Annotated in this window: 18 protein-coding genes; 9 read left to right on the forward strand and 9 right to left on the reverse strand. The window is 41.7% G+C overall.

What is annotated here, in order from left to right:
• Nucleotides 1–135: 135 nt before the first annotated feature.
• From ACLI09_RS13420 to ACLI09_RS13450, 7 genes are all read right to left on the reverse strand, one after another.
• Nucleotides 136–1116, reverse strand: coding sequence for an acyl transferase (locus tag ACLI09_RS13420; protein WP_411420142.1), 981 nt, complete (start codon nucleotides 1114–1116; stop codon nucleotides 136–138).
• Between the two features lie 76 nt (nucleotides 1117–1192).
• Nucleotides 1193–2497 carry a 3-coathanger stack domain-containing protein gene (locus tag ACLI09_RS13425; RefSeq protein ID WP_411420143.1) on the reverse strand — a complete coding sequence of 435 codons (1305 nt, stop codon included), beginning with the start codon at nucleotides 2495–2497 and terminating at the stop codon, nucleotides 1193–1195.
• 27 nt (nucleotides 2498–2524) lie between these two features.
• Nucleotides 2525–3433, reverse strand: a complete 909-nt coding sequence (locus ACLI09_RS13430; RefSeq protein ID WP_411420144.1) for a hypothetical protein — start codon at nucleotides 3431–3433, stop codon at nucleotides 2525–2527.
• A gap of 130 nt (nucleotides 3434–3563) precedes the next feature.
• Nucleotides 3564–4541, reverse strand: coding sequence for a T9SS type A sorting domain-containing protein (locus ACLI09_RS13435; protein WP_411420145.1), 978 nt, complete (start codon nucleotides 4539–4541; stop codon nucleotides 3564–3566).
• 194 nt (nucleotides 4542–4735) lie between these two features.
• Nucleotides 4736–5071, reverse strand: coding sequence for a T9SS type A sorting domain-containing protein (locus ACLI09_RS13440; protein ID WP_411420146.1), 336 nt, complete (start codon nucleotides 5069–5071; stop codon nucleotides 4736–4738).
• A gap of 214 nt (nucleotides 5072–5285) precedes the next feature.
• On the reverse strand, nucleotides 5286–6485 hold the full coding sequence (locus ACLI09_RS13445; protein WP_411420147.1) for a hypothetical protein: 1200 nt from the start codon (nucleotides 6483–6485) through the stop codon (nucleotides 5286–5288).
• Nucleotides 6486–6579: 94 nt separating this feature from the next.
• Entirely contained in the window at nucleotides 6580–9312 is a 2733-nt protein-coding gene (locus ACLI09_RS13450; protein ID WP_411420148.1) for a TonB-dependent receptor domain-containing protein, read from the reverse strand.
• 183 nt (nucleotides 9313–9495) lie between these two features.
• Here ACLI09_RS13450 and ACLI09_RS13455 point away from each other — a divergent pair, with 183 nt between their 5' ends.
• Both ACLI09_RS13455 and ACLI09_RS13460 read left to right on the forward strand, forming a co-directional pair.
• Nucleotides 9496–10179, forward strand: a complete 684-nt coding sequence (locus ACLI09_RS13455; protein ID WP_411420149.1) for a response regulator transcription factor — start codon at nucleotides 9496–9498, stop codon at nucleotides 10177–10179.
• Complete coding sequence (locus tag ACLI09_RS13460; RefSeq protein WP_411420150.1) at nucleotides 10180–11223, forward strand: sensor histidine kinase; 1044 nt, start codon at nucleotides 10180–10182, stop codon at nucleotides 11221–11223. It abuts the gene before it with no gap.
• Here the strand turns inward: ACLI09_RS13460 and ACLI09_RS13465 are convergent.
• Entirely contained in the window at nucleotides 11197–12258 is a 1062-nt protein-coding gene (locus tag ACLI09_RS13465) for a glycosyltransferase (protein ID WP_411420151.1), read from the reverse strand. The two genes, ACLI09_RS13460 and ACLI09_RS13465, sit on opposite strands and share 27 nt — an antisense overlap.
• 97 nt (nucleotides 12259–12355) lie before the next feature.
• Between ACLI09_RS13465 and trmB the strand changes: the two genes are divergently transcribed.
• The 7 genes from trmB to ACLI09_RS13500 all read left to right on the forward strand — a co-directional run bounded on the left by trmB (nucleotide 12356) and on the right by ACLI09_RS13500 (nucleotide 17202).
• Nucleotides 12356–13030: a tRNA (guanosine(46)-N7)-methyltransferase TrmB gene (gene trmB, locus ACLI09_RS13470; protein ID WP_411420152.1), complete on the forward strand. Its 675-nt coding sequence runs from the start codon at nucleotides 12356–12358 to the stop codon at nucleotides 13028–13030.
• Between the two features lie 31 nt (nucleotides 13031–13061).
• The gene (locus ACLI09_RS13475) at nucleotides 13062–13697 is read left to right on the forward strand and encodes a LysE family transporter (RefSeq protein WP_411420153.1); all 636 of its coding nucleotides are present in this window, start codon (nucleotides 13062–13064) and stop codon (nucleotides 13695–13697) included.
• Nucleotides 13698–13708: 11 nt separating this feature from the next.
• The gene (locus ACLI09_RS13480; protein ID WP_411420154.1) at nucleotides 13709–14044 is read left to right on the forward strand and encodes an MGMT family protein; all 336 of its coding nucleotides are present in this window, start codon (nucleotides 13709–13711) and stop codon (nucleotides 14042–14044) included.
• 170 nt (nucleotides 14045–14214) lie between these two features.
• A complete protein-coding gene (locus ACLI09_RS13485; protein ID WP_411420155.1) occupies nucleotides 14215–15345 on the forward strand; it encodes a P-loop NTPase in 1131 nt (376 codons plus the stop codon).
• Between the two features lie 6 nt (nucleotides 15346–15351).
• Nucleotides 15352–15591: a NifU family protein gene (locus tag ACLI09_RS13490; RefSeq protein ID WP_411420156.1), complete on the forward strand. Its 240-nt coding sequence runs from the start codon at nucleotides 15352–15354 to the stop codon at nucleotides 15589–15591.
• A gap of 96 nt (nucleotides 15592–15687) precedes the next feature.
• Nucleotides 15688–16740: an NAD(P)/FAD-dependent oxidoreductase gene (locus ACLI09_RS13495; protein ID WP_411420157.1), complete on the forward strand. Its 1053-nt coding sequence runs from the start codon at nucleotides 15688–15690 to the stop codon at nucleotides 16738–16740.
• Between the two features lie 132 nt (nucleotides 16741–16872).
• Nucleotides 16873–17202 (forward strand): ferredoxin, encoded by a 330-nt coding sequence (locus ACLI09_RS13500; protein ID WP_411420158.1) that lies wholly within the window; start codon nucleotides 16873–16875, stop codon nucleotides 17200–17202.
• Nucleotides 17203–17228: 26 nt separating this feature from the next.
• Here the strand turns inward: ACLI09_RS13500 and ACLI09_RS13505 are convergent, their stop codons facing one another.
• Nucleotides 17229–18347 carry a DUF6563 family protein gene (locus tag ACLI09_RS13505; RefSeq protein ID WP_411420159.1) on the reverse strand — a complete coding sequence of 373 codons (1119 nt, stop codon included), beginning with the start codon at nucleotides 18345–18347 and terminating at the stop codon, nucleotides 17229–17231.
• Between the last annotated feature and the right edge of the window lie 23 nt (nucleotides 18348–18370).

Consider the following 18370-nt stretch of genomic DNA (forward strand, 5'->3'; position numbering starts at 1 on the left):
GCGGCAATCTTATAAGGATGAGCTATATGTTAGTTTCTCTATGAGATTGCTTCGTTCCTCGCAATGACGACGCGTGAAAAATCCGCTTAAATCCGCGATTGCGAAGTATCTGCGTCATCCGCGTTCCATTTAATATTACATAACCATCAAATTACACCCCCGTATATCACTATTATCAAAACGCCCAAGCACTTCAAAGCTCTGGTTGACATATTTTTTGCCAAGATCCTGCGTGGCGATAAACGAGCAGGAGTTGTAATTGGCAAGGTCGATCACGTTAATGCCGCCGGTTTTGCAAGTATCTATATAGGCAAGCGCATCTTCGGTATCGCGGATGAGGATATCCATCCAGGGTGGGCATTCAAAAATACCATCGCCTAAAGAATACGCCTGAGAGAGCAGCTCGGTCATGCCGTATTCTGAATGTATTTTGCTTACGCCAAAGCCATTGCACAGTACTTTGTGCAGTTCTTCCCGTATCATTTCGCGGCGGCGGCCTTTCATGCCCCCAGTTTCCATAATTATGGTATTCTTGAGGTGGAATTTCTGTTTCTCAACCAGGTCGAGCAGGGCGTAGGTGACGCCTATAAGCAATACGTTTTGGCCGGCGTTATCCAGTGTAATCAGTTTGGTTATAAGTTCGTCATAATTGTGCAGGTAAAAGCCACTGTCAGAGTTCTTAGAGCCCTCGATAAGGTCGGCCACCATGTAGATGAGCGATGAGCCTTCGCGTTCCAGGTAGGAGGGCAGGAGGGCCAGCACGGCATAATCTTCAATATTGCCATAAAACTGCGAAAACGCCATGCGGAAACTCTGCTCGTAGTAGCTGAGGTCGGTTACCAGGTGGCGGCTGGTTACCGTGCCGGTGGTGCCGCTACTTGTAAAGGTTTCCTGAACTTTATCTGTGCTGCTTAGCACCTCATGCGTTTTAAAGAACTGTATGGGCAAAAAAGGAATATCGGCTATTTGCTTTACATTTTCTTTATCCTTTGCAAGTAAATTGCAAAACTGCCTGTATACAATATTGTTATCATACTGATGGCGAAATACCTTCAGGGTAATCTTGCTGAACTCTTTTTTTGAGGCTATGGTAAAAATATCGGCTGAAGTAACCAAGATGAAATGTTTTTGCAAATATACTAAATAAAAAAAGCACCGCTTGCGGCGGTGCTTTTAAGTATGGTTACAAAACTTAGTTTTTGATTGTTTTAAAGGAATGCGTTTTTCCATCCTCAGTTTCTACTACAGTAAAGTAGATGCCGGAATTAAAATTGCTGAAATCTAATTTATATTCAGTCGATTTTTCCGGGATAGCGGTACTCGACAAGACTATACCAACTGAAGACATAACAGACACGCGTATAATATTTACCGGGGCAGTTATCGTGGCAATATCGGTAACCGGGTTAGGCAACAATATAAACTCTTTAGTAGTTATAACATCAGCAATGTTTTGTGCTGGGGCGACTCTTTTGGCTTGGGATACTTGATTATATTCACAAGGTACAATTTTAGCAAGAAATAGTGAATTACCTGCAGCATAAAAACCGTCGTTTAACTCTACTAAATTTCCTGAAAAATAATTTGCCTCAGCATTTGCATTAATAACGTTTGATGCATAGAGATATACTGATGCGTGCTGATTATCTAACTGTCCAGCCATAACATCTTCTCCCGCAAGTGTCGAAAAATTTAATGAATATGGACAATAGCTTAAATTACACAAGGAATAGGTAACGCTGTTAAGTTGCGTGCTTGTTAAGACAAAATCAGTAGAAAATAAGTATCTGTTTGGAATTCCCGCACCTCCTGGATCTGCTGAGTATGATTCCACAGTCCCAGTGTAGGGGGCTCCATTATCTTGTGTGGCTATTCCTGCCGCTGCGGCCATACTTTGATTTTGCTCGTTAGTTGTGCCTTGTGGAACTTTTGTAATTACAAACTTCGCATTTCTAGAGTTTTTAAAGTTGGTATAATTTAAAAATGCCGCATTGTTATTTAAAGTCGGACTTGAAGTATTTACCAGGAAGCTTTTAAAGAATGTAGAACTTCGATATGCATCTGTAAATAAAAAGATTATTAATTTCCTTGTGGGGTCATGGTTTAATACAGTTTGCGGACTTACAATTGAGGCGTTAGCAATACCATCTAATGCGTTACCAACCAAAGCTAATGCTTCATGTGCATAATCATTACCTCCCACATTAGTAGTTCTTTTTATAAAAGAATTAGCCAATGTAGTATTATCGGTAAAGTCTGACTCTATGTAAATCCTAGCGGAGCCATTTGCGGCTTGTCCTCCATAATGCACTACGGCGACTTTATTATTATTGCATTCGAGCGTTTGGCTTATAATACTTTGAATAGATGTTTTCATATTGGCAAACTCAGTATTGTCAATAGAGTCACTATTATCAAGCCATATTATAATATCGGCCTGCGAATATCCTTTAATGCAGCATATCAGCATTAAAATAATAAAATATACGTTTTTCATAATTTCATGATTTAAGTTAAACGTATATTACTGTTTGTTCACTAAAACTTTTACGGCGGCTTTAAGTTCGTCTATTTCTTTTTGCTGCTGGTCTATCTGCTTTTGCTGTTGTATGGCATATAGTGTAAGCTCCTCTATTTTTTCCTGTTGTATCTTAGCCATGTTGCCTACTTCTATACCATCAGCCTCTATAGTTTTTGCAGAAGGAACATTGGGAAGGTGCCCGTTATCGGCTATATATTTTTCAACTTCTAGTAGCGATGGCAGTTTGTATCCTTTCTCAAAAACATAATCTGCCCAGGTTGTAGCCACCCTTACTTCAGTAGCAAGTACACCACCGCTAACAATAAGCCTGTAATTTTGCACGTTGATACTTCCTGCGGTATTAGGGAAATTCGCCGCGTTTAGTCCAATGCCTACCTTGCCATTAAATTTCAGCTGGTCTGTTGAGAAATCTCCCCAGATTAGAGGGGATGCATTACTTGTATTGTCAATGAACAGTTTATTGCTCACAGAAGTTCCTTCTCCTGCACGATTACCAACGAAAACATTTCCTGACCCTTCATTGTCGTAGCCTGCGAAGGAGCCAACATATGTATTATTGATTGATGTATCACCAGCATTTCCAGCAGCATTTCCGATATATACATTGTTGCTTCCTGTAGAATTTGTGGTTCCTGTTAAAGTGCCTATAAACACATTATTATCACCCGTTGTATTTGAAAACCCGCTTTGGCTTCCAATAAATGTATTACTTAATCCTGTCGCTGTATTATCTTTTCCGGCTTGGTATCCATAAAAAGCATTTGCACTACCGAAAGTACCAGACTGTACGCCACCACTAGTAATAGATGAATTATTCAAAGTAGTTTGCGCATTGCCCACAAAAATCCCTGCGGCAAGCAAGGTGCCTGCCAAAAATAAGTTTGATTTCATAAAAATAATTGGTTTTAAATTTAACTAAAATTATGAAATTTTTTATTAGATAATGAATTTTAATCTAAAATTATTGTAAATAAAAAAGCACCGCTTGCGGCGGTGCTTTTAAATATAATGTAAATACAGCTTATTGTTTTACAAGTTTCCTTGTAGCAGTTTTGCCTTCTTCAGTAATTTTAACCATGTATATACCAGCGTTAAGGTTAGCTACATCAACAGTATTATTTACTGTAGTAGTGTTGATTACCTGTTTGCCCAGTACATCAAATATAGCTACAGCTTTAACACCATTGCTGTTTGATGTAATGTTAAGTATGTTTCCTGAAACCGGGTTAGGGTATATTTTAAGGTTAGTGATTTGGTTGCTTGATAAACCCGCTGTTGAGGCAGGTGTTACAGAAGCATATGTAGTAGCAATTCTTAATTCGTCTAAACTCATTACTGAAGGAGTTTCTGTTGCAGAATCTTGCCTAATGAAAAACCTACCTAGGCTAGTTCGGCTTGTACCTGTACCTGCAGTTAGTGTTGCAGCTGGGGGTGTAGTAGCGCCAAATGAGGTCGGGTTTATCCACATGTGAGAAGTTGCATCCTCTATGTTATAATCGATTACTATAAAAACACTTGTATTGGTATTATATACAGTAGTATCCCACACAATTTCGGTGGTGCCGGTGGATTTATTTAGTCCAAAAACAAATCCTGCATCACTTGGTTTTATCCAAACCGTTGAAGCAAAAGTAGTCGAAGTGTCAGCAAAACCTGCAAAATATCCTCCATTTGGGTCGGTAACATTAGCTACTTCGGCTGTGTTTACTATAAAAGATGCATAAACTACTCCTGTAGTTTGTGCAACATACTCAATTTGAGCGTCAATTCCGCCACCGCCGAATGTAACCTGATTTCCTGATGATGCCATTAATCCGGAATAGGAAAGATTTCCGGTTGCAACAACGATCTCATCTCCTGTATTAACATTAACCCAACCACCCTGTCCTCCAAGGTTGCTGTCTACTTCGTAAGAAAATGATTCAGTAAAAGGAAGTGCTGCCTGGCCAAAAGATAAGCCTGCAACAAATAGAAATCCAATAGTGTAAAGTTTTTTCATGTCGATAATTTTGTTATTAATCTATTAGCAAAGATACAAAGTATAACAATTTACGGCATTAACCAATGTAAATTTATGATTAATTAACTTTTTGTATTATAAAGCGTTATTGGTTTGCCGTATAAATACAAATTCCCCTCTATAATGTGTATAGAGGGGAATGTTTATGTTTTTTATACAATGCTGTAATTATATTACTTAATTATAAGTTTTTTTGTGGCAGTAGCATCACCTTCTTTAATTTTTATGATATAAACGCCTGAAGTAAGTTCAGATACGCTCAGTTCTTTTGAAGTAACAGTAGCCTGAAGTATGCGCTTACCCAGCACGTCATAAATTTCCACATCTTTATTAAGGCCGGATTTTGAGGTAATATATATCTTGCCGCCACTTACAGGATTAGGGTAAATATTAAGCCCCTCGATAGGCTCATTGCCTCCGGCGGGTGTTACCCTGTTTTCCTGGGCTACAGCGCCAAGCGAAAACAAAAAGAGCAACGTTAATGTGGTATAAAAGTAGAATTTCTTCATGCTGTAAGTATTAGTGTAAAAGTATAAAATATTTTTCAAATACCGTACCAAATTTTGTTATGAAAAAATATTAAATATTTATAAATTATTTTAACGTTTCTAATAAAAATATGATTGCCGATTAACTAAAACAGATGCAGTTTAATTGAAAATAAAAAAGGCTGCCCATTTAGAGCAGCCTTAGTTAAAATATGTTGTTTACAATTGTACCTAATTACAAGCCTGTGGTCCATCCCTGTGCCCAGGTAGGAGTGCCTGCACCGTTACCGGCACCTGTGGCAGTAGCGCTTTCAGTAAATATAGCATCAACATTTACATCATCACCAGTTTCTGCTGGAGGTACTGCAGTTTTTGTGCCTTTAGCTTTTGTAGTAACGTTTTCAAACTTAACATTTATAGCGTCAAGAGACCCGTCTGTAACGTAACCTACACTTTCGTTGTGCTGAACATCAAAACCTCTTTTCCAGTTGCTGATAAATACGTTATCAAATTTAGCTTTGGTACCTACCCTTAGTTTTATAGCCTGAGCTTCAGAACCAGCATCGGCAGCACCTGTACCTATAAGAGTAAGGTTTTTGATGGTTGGGTTAGATATTGGAGAGGCAAGGTGGTTGCTTGAGTTGTTATCAGCCTCAATACCGCGGTTCCCACCGTTAGTCCTTTTGCCATACCAGTTTTCGTTAGTACCAGACCAGCCTTCTGTCCAGTCAAAAAGGTCGTCACCTGCAAAAGTTGTGTTAGCGTTTAACACTACAAGGTTTTTTGTATTTACAGTTCCACCGAAGAACTCAAAACCATCGTCAGAACTTTCAAGAACCTGTACGTTTTCAACTACGGTGCCGTTACCTACACCAAAGAAAGAAATACCGTTAAATTCTTTACTATTGCTATACTGATAGCCAGGATATTCTATCCTGAGGTATTTTATTGAGCCTGAGTTATCAGCAGCATTAGTGCCGCCGTAAGTAAGCTGATACCCAACTTCTGCGCTAGCAGTAGCGCCACTGTTTATAGGTGCCCTTCCGCAAAGTACAAGACCACCCCATTTACCTGGAGATTTTACAGATGATGTCATTACAACCGGGTTTGAAGCCGTACCCTGAACATCGATTTTACCATCCTGTGCCACAGCAATGTAACGCACAACACCATTAGTGTTGTCTGTAGCCTCGATAATTACACCCGGTTTAATAGTAAGTTTTGCCCCGGCTCTTACAAAAAGTTCGCCTGTAAGCTTGTATGTTCCGGATTCAAGAACAACTTCACCGTCGTTTATACTGCCCTCAAGCGCGTCACGGTTAACTACAAAAGTTGATGCAGGAGCATTGTTTTCATCGTCATCACCGCACGATACGGTTACAAAAGCAAACGCAAAAGATGCGAAAGCCATAATTCTTACAATAGATTTTTTCATTGTGTTAAAATAGTTATTTAAGTTAGCAAATTTCGGTTTCTGCTGCCACGTGAGAGTTACCTTAACGTAAGCAAATTGTTGTCTTTAAGTTTTATTACAGCTTATATGTAACACCAAGGCCAATATAAGCCCCCCTTTTAAATGTTACCACGGGTACGTCGCCTCCGCCGTTTTCCTGAACCCTTTCAAACGTGGGGTTAAGAAGGTTGCGTGTTACTAAGTCTACACCAAAATGCCTGCCCAAACGAGACTTAACCACAAAGTCAAGCGCTCCCATACCTTTATCAACGAGGTTGCCTTGTTGTTGAATTCCTATTGCATAAAGCCTGTCTGAATAGTGTGAGTACATTACTGTTGCGGTTATGCCGCCATCGGCGCTCCAGTCTTTCGTGTAGGAAACGTCTGTATTAAGTAGAAAATCTGATGCGCCGGTAAAGCCTGAAGTGCTGTTAGTAGGATTAATATTAAGGCGCCCGTTAGTATCTTGCCTTACTTTCTCAGCATCAAGGTCCTGTTTTGTTTTCATGTATGAGGCGTTAAAGCCAAACGAAAGTTTATTTGTAAATTCGCTCTCAAAGTTCAGAATATTTTTCCTGGCTTCTATCTCTACACCATATACAGTGCCCTCATCGCTTATATTTACCCATGAAATATCATTGGTAGATGATGCAAGGTTTACTTCAGCAATTGGGTCCTGGATTAATTTACCAAATACCGCTGCCGAGAAAAGCTCATCTCGTTCAGGGAAAAACTCCCACTTAAAGTCAACGTTGTAGTCTGTTGAAGGGTTAAGGTCAAAGTTACCAAATTTTATTTCGTTAATATCTTCATATATAAACGGCGACCTTTCTTTAAACTGTGGCAGCGTGTAAGTTTTACTGGCAGCAAACCTAAGGTTCTGCTTGTCGTTAACTTCATACTTAAATATAAGGTTTGGTAGGAATTCGTTTTTGTCAAAGGTGTCAGATCTTCCGGCAGCATCAAACTGGGTTCTCCAGCTAACCGTTTGATTAATCCTCTCGTACCTCAGGCCTACACTGGCAGTAAGTTTTTCGGTAAATTTGTAATCTATGTTAGCAAAACCTGCATGGATGTCCTGGTCGCCGCTGTAGGTTTGCGGTGTCATACCTGCGTATGCCTCAATTGTAAATGCACCGTTGCCGTAATTAGTACTGTTAAAAAGTGCATCAAGGTTGTTGGGGTCTACAGCTTGGGCTAAAAACGTTTGGGTAAGCCTGAAGTTAAACTGTATGGCTTCAAAATCACGCTTTTTAAAACGTCCGTTGTAGCCTACTGAAAGGTTACCCCTTGCCTGGCCATTTATTTCACTGCCAAATTGGCGTGTTATACTAAGTTTTGCAGCAAGTTCATCTTCATCGAGTGTTTGGTAATAACGGTGGTTGTCGGTAGTATTAATCTGTGCTATATTCCACGTGCCATTAGTATTTCTAAGTGTATTTTGTGTCCTGTCCGGCATGTCGCTAATAACCTTGTTGTATGATGCACCCCAGTCTATAGTGGTAAGGCTGTCAATTTTATGGTTTCCTAAAAGCTGATTAATCATAAGAGTATTTTTAACATAGGTACCCCTTTGGATAAGGCCATTGTCTTGCTCGGCAATATCGCGTATTGTTCCGTTAAAAGTATCCCGAAACTGGTTTGATGAGTTTACAAGCAAAAAGTTATAAGAAATCTTATTATTGCTGTTTACACGATAGGCAGCATTAAACATGCCTGTTGTATTTGTAGCATATTGAAAGCGCTCCTGGTCGTAAGAGTTTATTGTCGCATCCTGTGCACTTACTGTTTGGTTAAGCCCCTCCCTGTAATCATAGTTGTTGCTAAAATTTGCTGTAGCAAATAAGCTAAGCCTGCCCTCTTCACCTATCTGATAGCTGTCGCCTGCCTTAAAGCCGAGGCTTCCCGCATAAGGGTTTTCTTTTTGTGGTGTAAGGCTGTTTTTAAAGGTATAAGCAGTTAATGCATTTGATGCGTAGTCGTAATTTTTAAAACCTAGTTTGCCTGGGCCGTCCTGTAATAAAAATTCCCCGTTTTTATTAATTGCATTGGTGTTTACTTTTGAGCCAACCGAAACTTCCAACATGCCCTGGCCCCTGTATTCTTTAGATATAATGTCTACGTTACCACCTGCGAAGTCGCCAAAAAGTCTGGTAGAATATACTTTGTCTATTGATATAACGTCTACAATGTCAGTTGTAAAAATATCAAGAAAAATATTTTTCTTTTCAGGGTCGTTTGATGGTATTGGCAGTCCGTTCATAGAGGTAGAGTTATAGCGGTCGCCTAACCCCCGCACATATACATTATTACTGCCTTCCTGTTTAGATATCCCCGAAGTTTTAGCAACAGCGGTAGCTACATCGCCAATTCCCTTACGGCTAAGTTCCTGTGCGCCTATGTTCTGTTTCATCTCAACAGCATTTTTTTGCTGCTGTAGCAGCGCCGATTCTTTTTCGCGGCTTACCTGCTGTTCTATTACTACGTCATTAAGCTGTACGCTGGTAGACCCCAGTTCCTGGTTTAGCGTTTGTGTTTCGCCCGTCGTAAAGGTTAAAACAGCTTCTCTGCTTTCATATCCTAAAAAGCTAAATACTATAGTTTGCTCCCCGGCCGGAACCGAAAGGGTGTAATTTCCTGTTTCATCTGTAGTGGTAGATATTGTGGTACCTTTAACGGTTACACTTGCAAACGGCAGGGGTGCTCCGTTCATGTCCTTATCAGTAAGGATGCCGGTAAGGGTTGCCTTCTCCTGAGCAAAGCCCACGGCAAAAATAAACAGGGCGATTACTAAAAATTTAAGTTTCATGTCGTGTTGTTATAATTTTGGTGCAAAGATGGCCTGACCTGTTAAACCTAATGTTAGGTAATTGTTAGGTTTGGATTTCTTTGTTATTATTAAATTGTTAACAGATTAAATTACAGTTAAGGGTCTTTGATGGTTTTTTATTATCTTTACCTTTACCCCGCTAAACATCATATAGCGTCAAAAATGAAAAAAAAAGACATCAAGATCTTACTTGTAGACGATGAGCAGGATATCCTTGAAATTGTGGGGTATAACCTCTCCCAGGAAGGCTATCAGATTGTTACCGCTGTTAACGGGAGGGAAGCCGTGGCAAAAGCTAAGAAAGAGTTGCCCCAGCTGATTATTATAGATGTAATGATGCCCGAAATGGACGGCATGGAGGCGGTAGAGAACATCCGGAAAATACCGGAGCTGGCCAACGTAATTATCACTTTCCTTACCGCACGAAGTGAAGACTACAGCCAGGTAGCGGGCTTTGATGCCGGTGCAGATGATTATATAGCCAAACCCATTAAGCCAAAACTGCTGGTAAGCAAGGTAAAAGCATTGCTAAGGAGGCTTAAGGAAGACGAGGCCAAAGAGGATGTGCTGCGTGTAGGCAATATTGAAATTAATCGCGAAGAATATAAAATTGTTCTTGAAGACCGTGAAATTGTACTGCCACGCAAAGAGTTTGAACTTTTTTACCTGCTGGCCTCAAAACCGGGTAAGGTGTTTAAAAGGGAAGAGATACTTGATAAAGTGTGGGGTAACGAAGTAGTGGTGGGTGGCCGTACAATAGACGTACACATACGCAAGTTGCGCGAAAAAATAGGCGACGATATTTTTAAAACCATTAAAGGAGTGGGCTATAAGCTGGAGGTTTAGGTGAATATAAAATTTAAGAAGTCATACCGTTTCGCTGTTAAATCGGCGTTATACATCTCTGTATTTTCAGCCGTAATGCTGTCTGCACTGCTGTATTTTACAAACGCATTCAGTACTGGTACCGTGCTTCTTTTCTTTATAATACTTTTGGTTTTCTCATTTTTTGTACTGCAGTACAGGGTAGAACATTTTATTTACCGTAGAGTAAAAAAAATATATGATGATATATCATTGCTCGAAGCAAGCCCGCTACGCAGCAAGCGCATTACCACAGATATGGCTACCCTTACCCGCGAACTTGAAAAGTTTGCACGGGACAAAAAGATGGAAATCGAGGCTCTTAAAATAAAAGAGGAATACCGGCGGGAGTTTTTAGGCAATGTATCACATGAGCTTAAAACACCGCTTTTTACCGTTCAGGGCTACCTGCTTACATTGCTTGATGGAGCCATGAATGATAAAACCCTTCGAAAAAAATACCTGCAGCGCGCCGAAAAAGGGGTAGAGCGCCTAACCTACATAGTGCAGGACCTTGACATGATTACGAAACTGGAGGTAGGCGACCTGAACCTTCATTTTACCAAGTTCAACATACTGGAGCTTATACAAAGCGTGTTTGACCTCCTTGAGATGAAAGCAGATAAAAAAGGCATCATGCTGATGTTTGACGGCAAATACTTACGGCCCATAATGGTATATGCCGACCAGGAAAAAATACAGCAGGTAGTAACTAACCTTATCGTGAACTCGATAAAATACGGCAAAGAAAACGGAACTACGGAGGTTAGTATAGAAGACCTTGTAAACAACAAAATTATAGTGCGTGTAAAAGACAATGGCGAAGGTATAGAGAAAAAAAACATACCGCGCCTTTTTGAACGCTTTTACCGTGTAGATAAAAGTGGCGCCCGCACTGAGGGTGGCTCAGGCCTGGGGCTTTCTATTGTAAAGCACATTATAGAGGCGCACGATGAAAAAATATATGTAGAAAGTACCTTTAAGCAGGGGTCAGAATTTTCATTTACCCTTGAAAAGAGTAAATAGGTCTTTCCATTTTGCTACACCGTTAATATCGCGCAGGCCTTTATACATCCGCGCTTTTTCTAAATCTTCAATTTTAAAGGCTTTTTGCGAAGCAAAAGGAGCAAGCCCGGCCCGTTTTAGCTTTTTAGCCAGATATTCCTGCTCTTCATTTTCCGGTGATGGTATAAAAAAGGCTTTTTTGCACAGCTTTGCTATATCCATTATAGTACTGTAGCTGGGCCTGCAAAGTATTATTTCGCTTTTATTTAGCACCTCTTCCAGCTCGTCGCTGCTCATAAAGTTGTAAATGGTTATATTCCCATTGCGGGAAGTAACCTGGCGTTCTTCTACCACACCTCGCACAAATATTACCTGGCCATCAAAACGATTAAGCTCTTCACTGAGTTTGTTTTCCAGCGTAGTGCGGTGTGGCTCTGCACCGCTAAGCAGCACAGCAAGGTCATAGTGTTTTTCCGGGCTTGTTTTGTGCAGGCGGCTTATAGGGCCTATGTACTTAAGGTTGGGTATATCTTCTTCGCTGTGCCCCAGCTTACCGGATAAATTTGGTGATGCCTTTACATCGGGTACCCAGCATTCTATATATTTTTTTAAAAAATGCCGGTGCAGTGAGCTGGCAAGCCCCGATGCCGTCCCTGAAAGCATGTTAACCTGGTGGGTGATAAATATAGAAGGTAGGCCGCTGTAATACACACCAAGGCGATTGTCGCTTATTATGCCGGAAATTCCATGCTCTGCTACCAGGTGCTTTACAATACGCTGTTCTTTTTTAATCACGTTAAACATCAGCCCCATTTGCAGGAGCACCCGGATATTAAAAAACGCCCCATGTTTGGCGTATTCAATCTGATAAGGGGGGAGTTCTACCGCTACGTGCTGCGGGAACTCTTTTTTAAGTAACATTAGCGCGGCGCCATCTGAAGCAATAATGGGTTCAAAACCATGATTTTCCAGCGCTTCTATAATAGGTATACACCGAGTCGCGTGGCCCAGTCCCCAGTTGAGCGGGGCTACCAGAATTTTTTTGCGCGTTTCCAAAATCAAGGTTTTTTTTGACAACTATTTATAACCCGCAAGCTAAAATTATTTATAGTTACATATATTTCCCTAATTTTACCAAAAATTTAAGTTTATAGTGGGAAGCAAGAATAAACTGAAGCGTTTTAGGGAAAATGAAACGTTTAACAACGTTTTACAACCGTCAAGGGAAGAAGCCGTAGCAGGTAACTTTACATTGAAGGGAAAATGGAACGCCGATTTCTTTAAAAATAATAACCCTATCGTTTTAGAACTGGGCTGTGGCAAAGGAGAATATTCGGTAGGACTTGCGGAGCGCTACCTTGAATCTAATTTTATAGGCATAGATATTAAAGGGGCCCGTTTTTGGCGTGGCGCCAAAACTGCAGTTGAAGGCGGTCTTAGCAATGTAGGCTTCCTGCGGACGCAGATAGAACTTATAGAACACTTTTTTGCCGAAGGAGAAGTAAGTGAAATATGGATAACCTTTCCAGATCCGCAAATAAAATATAAGCGCACCAAGCACCGCCTTACTAATGCCGAATTTTTACAGCGCTATAAAAAAATACTGAAACCAAACGGCGTGGTAAATCTTAAGACTGACAGCGAGTTTATGCACGGTTACACGCTGGGCCTGTTGCATGGCGAAGGCCATGAGGTACTGTATGCTAACCATAACGTATACCGCAACGAGGGTGCGCCGGAAATCGTTACCGCCATACAAACGTTTTATGAGCAGCAATACCTCGAGCAAAATAAGCCCATTACCTATATCCGCTTTAAAATAAAATAACGCAAAACAAACCGCCTTTAACATAAACAGCATGGAGTACATCCTACCGGTTATCATTGGGTTCGGCATTTCGTTTGTGGCAACATTGCTGCCGGGTTTGCTAAACATGACAGCCGCAAAGGTAAGCCTTAAAGAAGGCCGAAGAAACGCCATGGTGTTTGCCGCAGGCGCTGCTACCATAGTATTTATACAAGCCTATATATCGGTAGTATTTGCGCGGCTTATTAACCACAGTCCTGAAATTATTGACAGCCTGGAAGAAGCGGGCGTTTTTATTTTTGCCATGCTTACCATTTTCTTTTTTTTCTTTTCTAAAAAAAGAAAAAAGAAAAAACTCAATAAAGAATTGGTGCACATACGCAGTAAAACAGGCAACTACTTTTTAGGGGCCATGATTTCTGCACTCAATTTCTTTCCCATACCATACTACGTTTTTGTTAGCATATCGCTGTCTTCAGCCAATGTGTTTAAGTTTTCTAACCTGTGCATATTCCTGTTTGTATTGGGCGCTACCGGGGGGTCTTACGCCGTGTTTTACCTCTATATTTTGTTTTTTAAAAAATTTGAGCATAAAACCGAATTTTTTATGCGAAATGTGAACTATTTCCTGGGTTCCATAACGGCCCTGATTGCTATCATTACCCTCATTAAAATCCTTAAAAGATAATAACACCACGTATGGCGCAGCAGGAAGAAAACTTTTTTGACAAAGTATATGATGTAGCCGCGCAGGTGCCCTATGGACGTGTAACCAGTTATGGCGCTATTGCCAAATTCTTAGGTGCTGCCGGTTCGGCACGTATGGTAGGCTGGGCTATGAATGCCAGCCATAACCGGGATGATGTGCCCGCGCACCGTGTGGTTAACCGTGTAGGCCTGCTTACCGGCAAGCACCATTTTGACGGCACCAATCTCATGCAGCAGCTCCTGGAAAGCGAGGGGATAGTAGTGAAGGAAAATAAAGTGGTTGATTTTGAAAAGCTTTTCTGGGACCCGGCGAAGGAACTCCTGTAGTGTAGATTTAAATTAGCTCGATAGTTCTAAGATTACTGCTTAAGATTTCGACTTTGCCTCTGTGTAACTTTACTACTTTCCTCCAAATAATCTTCGCTGAATAAACTTTTCACGCTATCTTTGCAATTTGAAATAAGTCTTAATAAGAGACGGTTAGCTATTTTAAATTTATGAAGTTAGACAGAAAAGATATACTTAAGGCCCTTGAAACCATTACCCTTGCCGGAGAAGGCCAGAATATGGTGGAAAGCGGCGCTATACGAAACGTGCTTACCTTTGGCGATGAGGCAGTTGTAGAGCTTGTTATGGCCACCCCGGCCATGCACATCCGCAAACGCGCTGAATCCGATATTGTAAAAACCATACACGAACTTGTATCGCCTGACGTAAAAGTAAAGGTGAATGTAAAAGTGGAAGCCCCTGAAAAACCCGAAATTAAAGGCAAGCAAATGCCGGGTGTTAGTAATATTATAGCCGTATCATCTGGTAAAGGCGGTGTGGGCAAATCTACCATTACGGCTAACCTGGCCGTTACCCTGGCAAAAATGGGCTTTAAGGTAGGCGTGCTCGATGCCGATATTTATGGACCTTCTATGCCTATAATGTTTGATGTAGAGCGTGAGCGCCCCATATCGGTTGTGGTAGATGGAAAAAGTAAAATGAAGCCAATTACCAGCTACGGTGTGGAGCTACTTTCAATAGGCTTTTTCACCAGCCCTGAGCAGGCGGTTATATGGCGTGGGCCAATGGCAGGCAAGGCATTGAACCAGATGATTTGGGATGCCGACTGGGGTGAACTTGACTTTTTATTGCTTGACCTACCTCCGGGTACGGGCGATATCCACCTGAGCATCATGCAATCGCTCCCTATTACGGGCGCGGTTATAGTAAGTACGCCGCAGGCTGTGGCGCTTGCCGATGCTAAAAAAGGCGTGGCCATGTTCCGCCAGGACAGTATTAATGTTCCTGTTCTGGGCATTATAGAAAATATGGCCTATTTTACACCCGAAGAGCTTCCGGATAATAAATACTATATCTTTGGTAAAGAAGGCGCTCGCAACCTTGCCGAAGACCTTGAGGTGCCATTCCTGGGTGAAGTACCGTTGGTACAGGGCATTCGCGAAGCCGGAGATTACGGCCGCCCTGCCGCCCTGCAAACCGCTACCCCGCTTGAGGCATCATTTGAAGCACTGGCGCGCAATGTAGTGCAGGAAACGGTAAACAGGAATGATAACCTTCCGCCTTCTGAAGCTATTAAAATAACTACCATGGCCGGATGTTCGGCGGTAAAAAAGAACTAAGCAAAAATGACAACAGAAGAAATCAGAAGCAGCGTTGAGAGGGCCCTTGAAGAGATACGCCCGTTCTTAGAATCTGACGGAGGTAACATTTCGCTAATTGATATTGAGGATGACAGGCATGTGCGTGTGCGCCTTGAAGGTGCCTGCGTGGCCTGCAGTGTGAACCAGATGACACTAAAAGCCGGAGTGGAAACTACCATAAAAAAGTATGCGCCACAAATAGAAACGGTTGTAAACATAGCATAAAACGCGCCTTTTTTAATACATGATTTATATCATATTAAATTAAAGCGGTTTTAGCCAACTTTGCAGCATAAATTGCTTTATCCTTTTTAAGTCAGAATGATTACTACAGATATTTTAATAATAGGCGCAGGCCCCACAGGGCTTTTTGCCGTGTTTGAAGCCGGCCTTTTAAAGCTGAAATGCCATATAATAGACGCGCTTCCGCAGCCGGGCGGCCAGCTTACCGAATTGTATCCTAAGAAACCTATATTCGATATTCCCGGTTTTCCATCGGTACTCGCGGGTGATTTGGTAGCGAACCTTATGGAACAGATAAAGCAGTTCCAGCCCGGTTTTACCCTTAACGAAACCGCCCACACTATTGATAAGCAAAACGATGGGACCTTTATTGTTACCACTAATAAAGGGACACAACACCATGCAAAGGCAGTAGCCATAGCCGGTGGCCTCGGCAGCTTTGAGCCACGTAAGCCGGTTATTGAAGATATCGCTTTTTATGAAGATAAAGGCGTGGAGTATTTTGTAAAAGACCCGGAACTTTTTCGCGATAAGCGTATTGTAATAGCGGGTGGGGGCGATTCTGCATTAGACTGGAGTATTTTCCTGGCCGATGTTGCGGCAGAGGTTACACTGGTACACCGCAGGAACGAGTTTCGTGGCGCGCTGGATAGCGTAGAGAAAGTTACCGAGCTGAAACACCAGGGCAAAATAAATCTTATAACCCCGGCTGAGGTTACGGGTATTCACGGTGCCGAAAAAGTCGAAGCGCTCGACCTTGAAATAGAAGGCGCGCACCGCCGTATTGAAACCGATTATTTTATTCCGCTGTTCGGGCTTACGCCAAAGCTTGGCGCGATAGCCAACTGGGGCCTTGAAATAGAAAAGAATGCTATTAAAGTTAATAACGCGCTCGATTACCAGACTAACATAGAAGGCATTTATGCCATAGGCGACATCAATACTTATCCCGGTAAGCTAAAATTAATATTGTGCGGCTTCCATGAAGCTACTCTGATGTGCCAGAGTGTGTTTAATAAACTGAATCCCGGCAAAAAATATGTGCTTAAATATACTACCGTAAGTGGCGTAGACGGCTTTGACGGTACCCGCAAGGAGGCCGAAAAGCAGGTGGTAAAAGCGATAGAATAGTTTTTATTTGTTTCAGGTTTCAGGTTTTTTGACCGTTTAGCCGAAGCCACTCAGGCGCTAAGTCCCCCTCTTTACATAGTTTGGCGGGTTTGAGTGAGTAACCTGAAACCTGAAACCTGAAACCTCAAAAGGATGAGTGAGATAACATTGAAAATAATCGACCGCGACGGCGTTGCGCATACTGTGCAGGCACCTACAGATATGGCCATGAACATAATGGAGGTGGTACGTGCTTATGAACTTGCCCCTGAAGGCACTATAGGTATTTGCGGCGGCATGGCCATGTGCGCCAGCTGCCAGTGCTATGTGCTTAATGAGGTACCCCTGCCCGAAATGGGCCCCGATGAGGATGCCATGCTAAGCGAGGCGTTTAACGTAAAGCCAAACAGCCGCCTGGGCTGCCAGATACCCATTACAAACGAACTTGAAGGGCTGGAGATAGCACTTGCTCCTGAAGAATAAATCCCGCTAAGAGGCGGGATTTTGTTTTATTTACCGTTGTGCAATTCGTAATATTTTTTTATTACGGCTTTAATATCTTCGGGTGTTTTATTACTTTTCTTATATTCTTTTAGCAATTGCGGTTCAGGCTCCAAAAGGGTTTTAATGCCATTATTCGAAAGAAAAAATGGTTGCCCGCTATAGCAGTCTATCATTACAGGCATACTTATATCGCTGGTGGCTAACCAACCTGCTATGCCTACAAGCTGGTACATGGCCATTTGCGTAATGGCCCTGTTTTGGTCGTAAGCAAGATTGTCTATGAAAAATTTATTAGCAATACGCTCGGTCTTCGCATAAAATTTTTCATGCGTAAGGCGTGTTACATTCAGGTATACGTTTTCGCCATCGCAATAGGCATAGTAGTTATCGCACTTCATGCTGTTGGTGCGGTTTATTACATAATACCTGCTTTTATCTTTTTTATCCTGCCGGATGTAATAGTTAGCTCCTCCTATTGGTTTGTTCTTTACCATATCAAGGTACGAACTGTAAATTCCCTCGGCCGGTTGTATAGGAATCTCATGTTTTATATTGTCTTCAATAAAAGGCTCATGCTGCTTTTCTTCAGGCAGCGCAACCTCATACAGGCCCAGGCATTTATTAAGCGCCTGTTTAATCCTCAGCGCATGGAATTTTGTAACGTCAATGCTGCTGCTTTCTACGTTACCGCCGTATGTGCCTTCAATATACAGGCTGTCGTTCTGTTTTACCATTACATCCATGACTGCCGAAGCATATCCGGTTTCTTCCGTCTGCTCGGTATATTCTGAAACATACAAATCGTTTATGCGTACCCATACCGGATACAGCCCCTCTTTTTTAGGGTAAGCGTTTGTAAGGTATGCTGTAATTTCCTCCAGGAATGGCTTTTCAAAATTAGCCAGTACCTGCCTGTTGGCGAGCCCTTTTTGTACAGTGCCTATATTATTGGTAAACTGCCTTCCGTCATATACACCCGCCACGTAAAACTTCATCGGTACTGCCACATCAGGGTCACTACTGCTTAATGTAATTAAGTGGTATTCGGGATTTTGCTGTGCATTTACGTTAATTCCAGTCCATAGGATTGATGCAATAGTTGCAAGTATCTTTAAATAGTTCATCAGAAACTTATTTTATATTCTTG

Source organism: Flavobacterium sp. RHBU_24 (assembly GCF_046613695.1).
In the GTDB taxonomy this organism is placed as follows: Bacteria; Bacteroidota; Bacteroidia; order Flavobacteriales; family Flavobacteriaceae; genus Flavobacterium.

Bases quoted from the DNA above. Each gene is read 5' to 3' on its own strand.
- ACLI09_RS13425 (WP_411420143.1), bottom strand. From the start codon at position 2,497: ATGAAAAACGTATATTTTATTATTTTAATGCTGATATGCTGCATTAAA.
- ACLI09_RS13430 (WP_411420144.1), bottom strand. From the start codon at position 3,433: ATGAAATCAAACTTATTTTTGGCAGGCACCTTGCTTGCCGCAGGGATT.
- ACLI09_RS13435 (WP_411420145.1), bottom strand. From the start codon at position 4,541: ATGAAAAAACTTTACACTATTGGATTTCTATTTGTTGCAGGCTTATCT.
- ACLI09_RS13440 (WP_411420146.1), bottom strand. From the start codon at position 5,071: ATGAAGAAATTCTACTTTTATACCACATTAACGTTGCTCTTTTTGTTT.
- ACLI09_RS13445 (WP_411420147.1), bottom strand. From the start codon at position 6,485: ATGAAAAAATCTATTGTAAGAATTATGGCTTTCGCATCTTTTGCGTTT.
- ACLI09_RS13450 (WP_411420148.1), bottom strand. From the start codon at position 9,312: ATGAAACTTAAATTTTTAGTAATCGCCCTGTTTATTTTTGCCGTGGGC.
- ACLI09_RS13455 (WP_411420149.1), top strand. From the start codon at position 9,496: ATGAAAAAAAAAGACATCAAGATCTTACTTGTAGACGATGAGCAGGAT.
- ACLI09_RS13475 (WP_411420153.1), top strand. From the start codon at position 13,062: ATGGAGTACATCCTACCGGTTATCATTGGGTTCGGCATTTCGTTTGTG.
- ACLI09_RS13480 (WP_411420154.1), top strand. From the start codon at position 13,709: ATGGCGCAGCAGGAAGAAAACTTTTTTGACAAAGTATATGATGTAGCC.
- ACLI09_RS13485 (WP_411420155.1), top strand. From the start codon at position 14,215: ATGAAGTTAGACAGAAAAGATATACTTAAGGCCCTTGAAACCATTACC.
- ACLI09_RS13490 (WP_411420156.1), top strand. From the start codon at position 15,352: ATGACAACAGAAGAAATCAGAAGCAGCGTTGAGAGGGCCCTTGAAGAG.
- ACLI09_RS13495 (WP_411420157.1), top strand. From the start codon at position 15,688: ATGATTACTACAGATATTTTAATAATAGGCGCAGGCCCCACAGGGCTT.
- ACLI09_RS13500 (WP_411420158.1), top strand. From the start codon at position 16,873: ATGAGTGAGATAACATTGAAAATAATCGACCGCGACGGCGTTGCGCAT.
- ACLI09_RS13505 (WP_411420159.1), bottom strand. From the start codon at position 18,347: ATGAACTATTTAAAGATACTTGCAACTATTGCATCAATCCTATGGACT.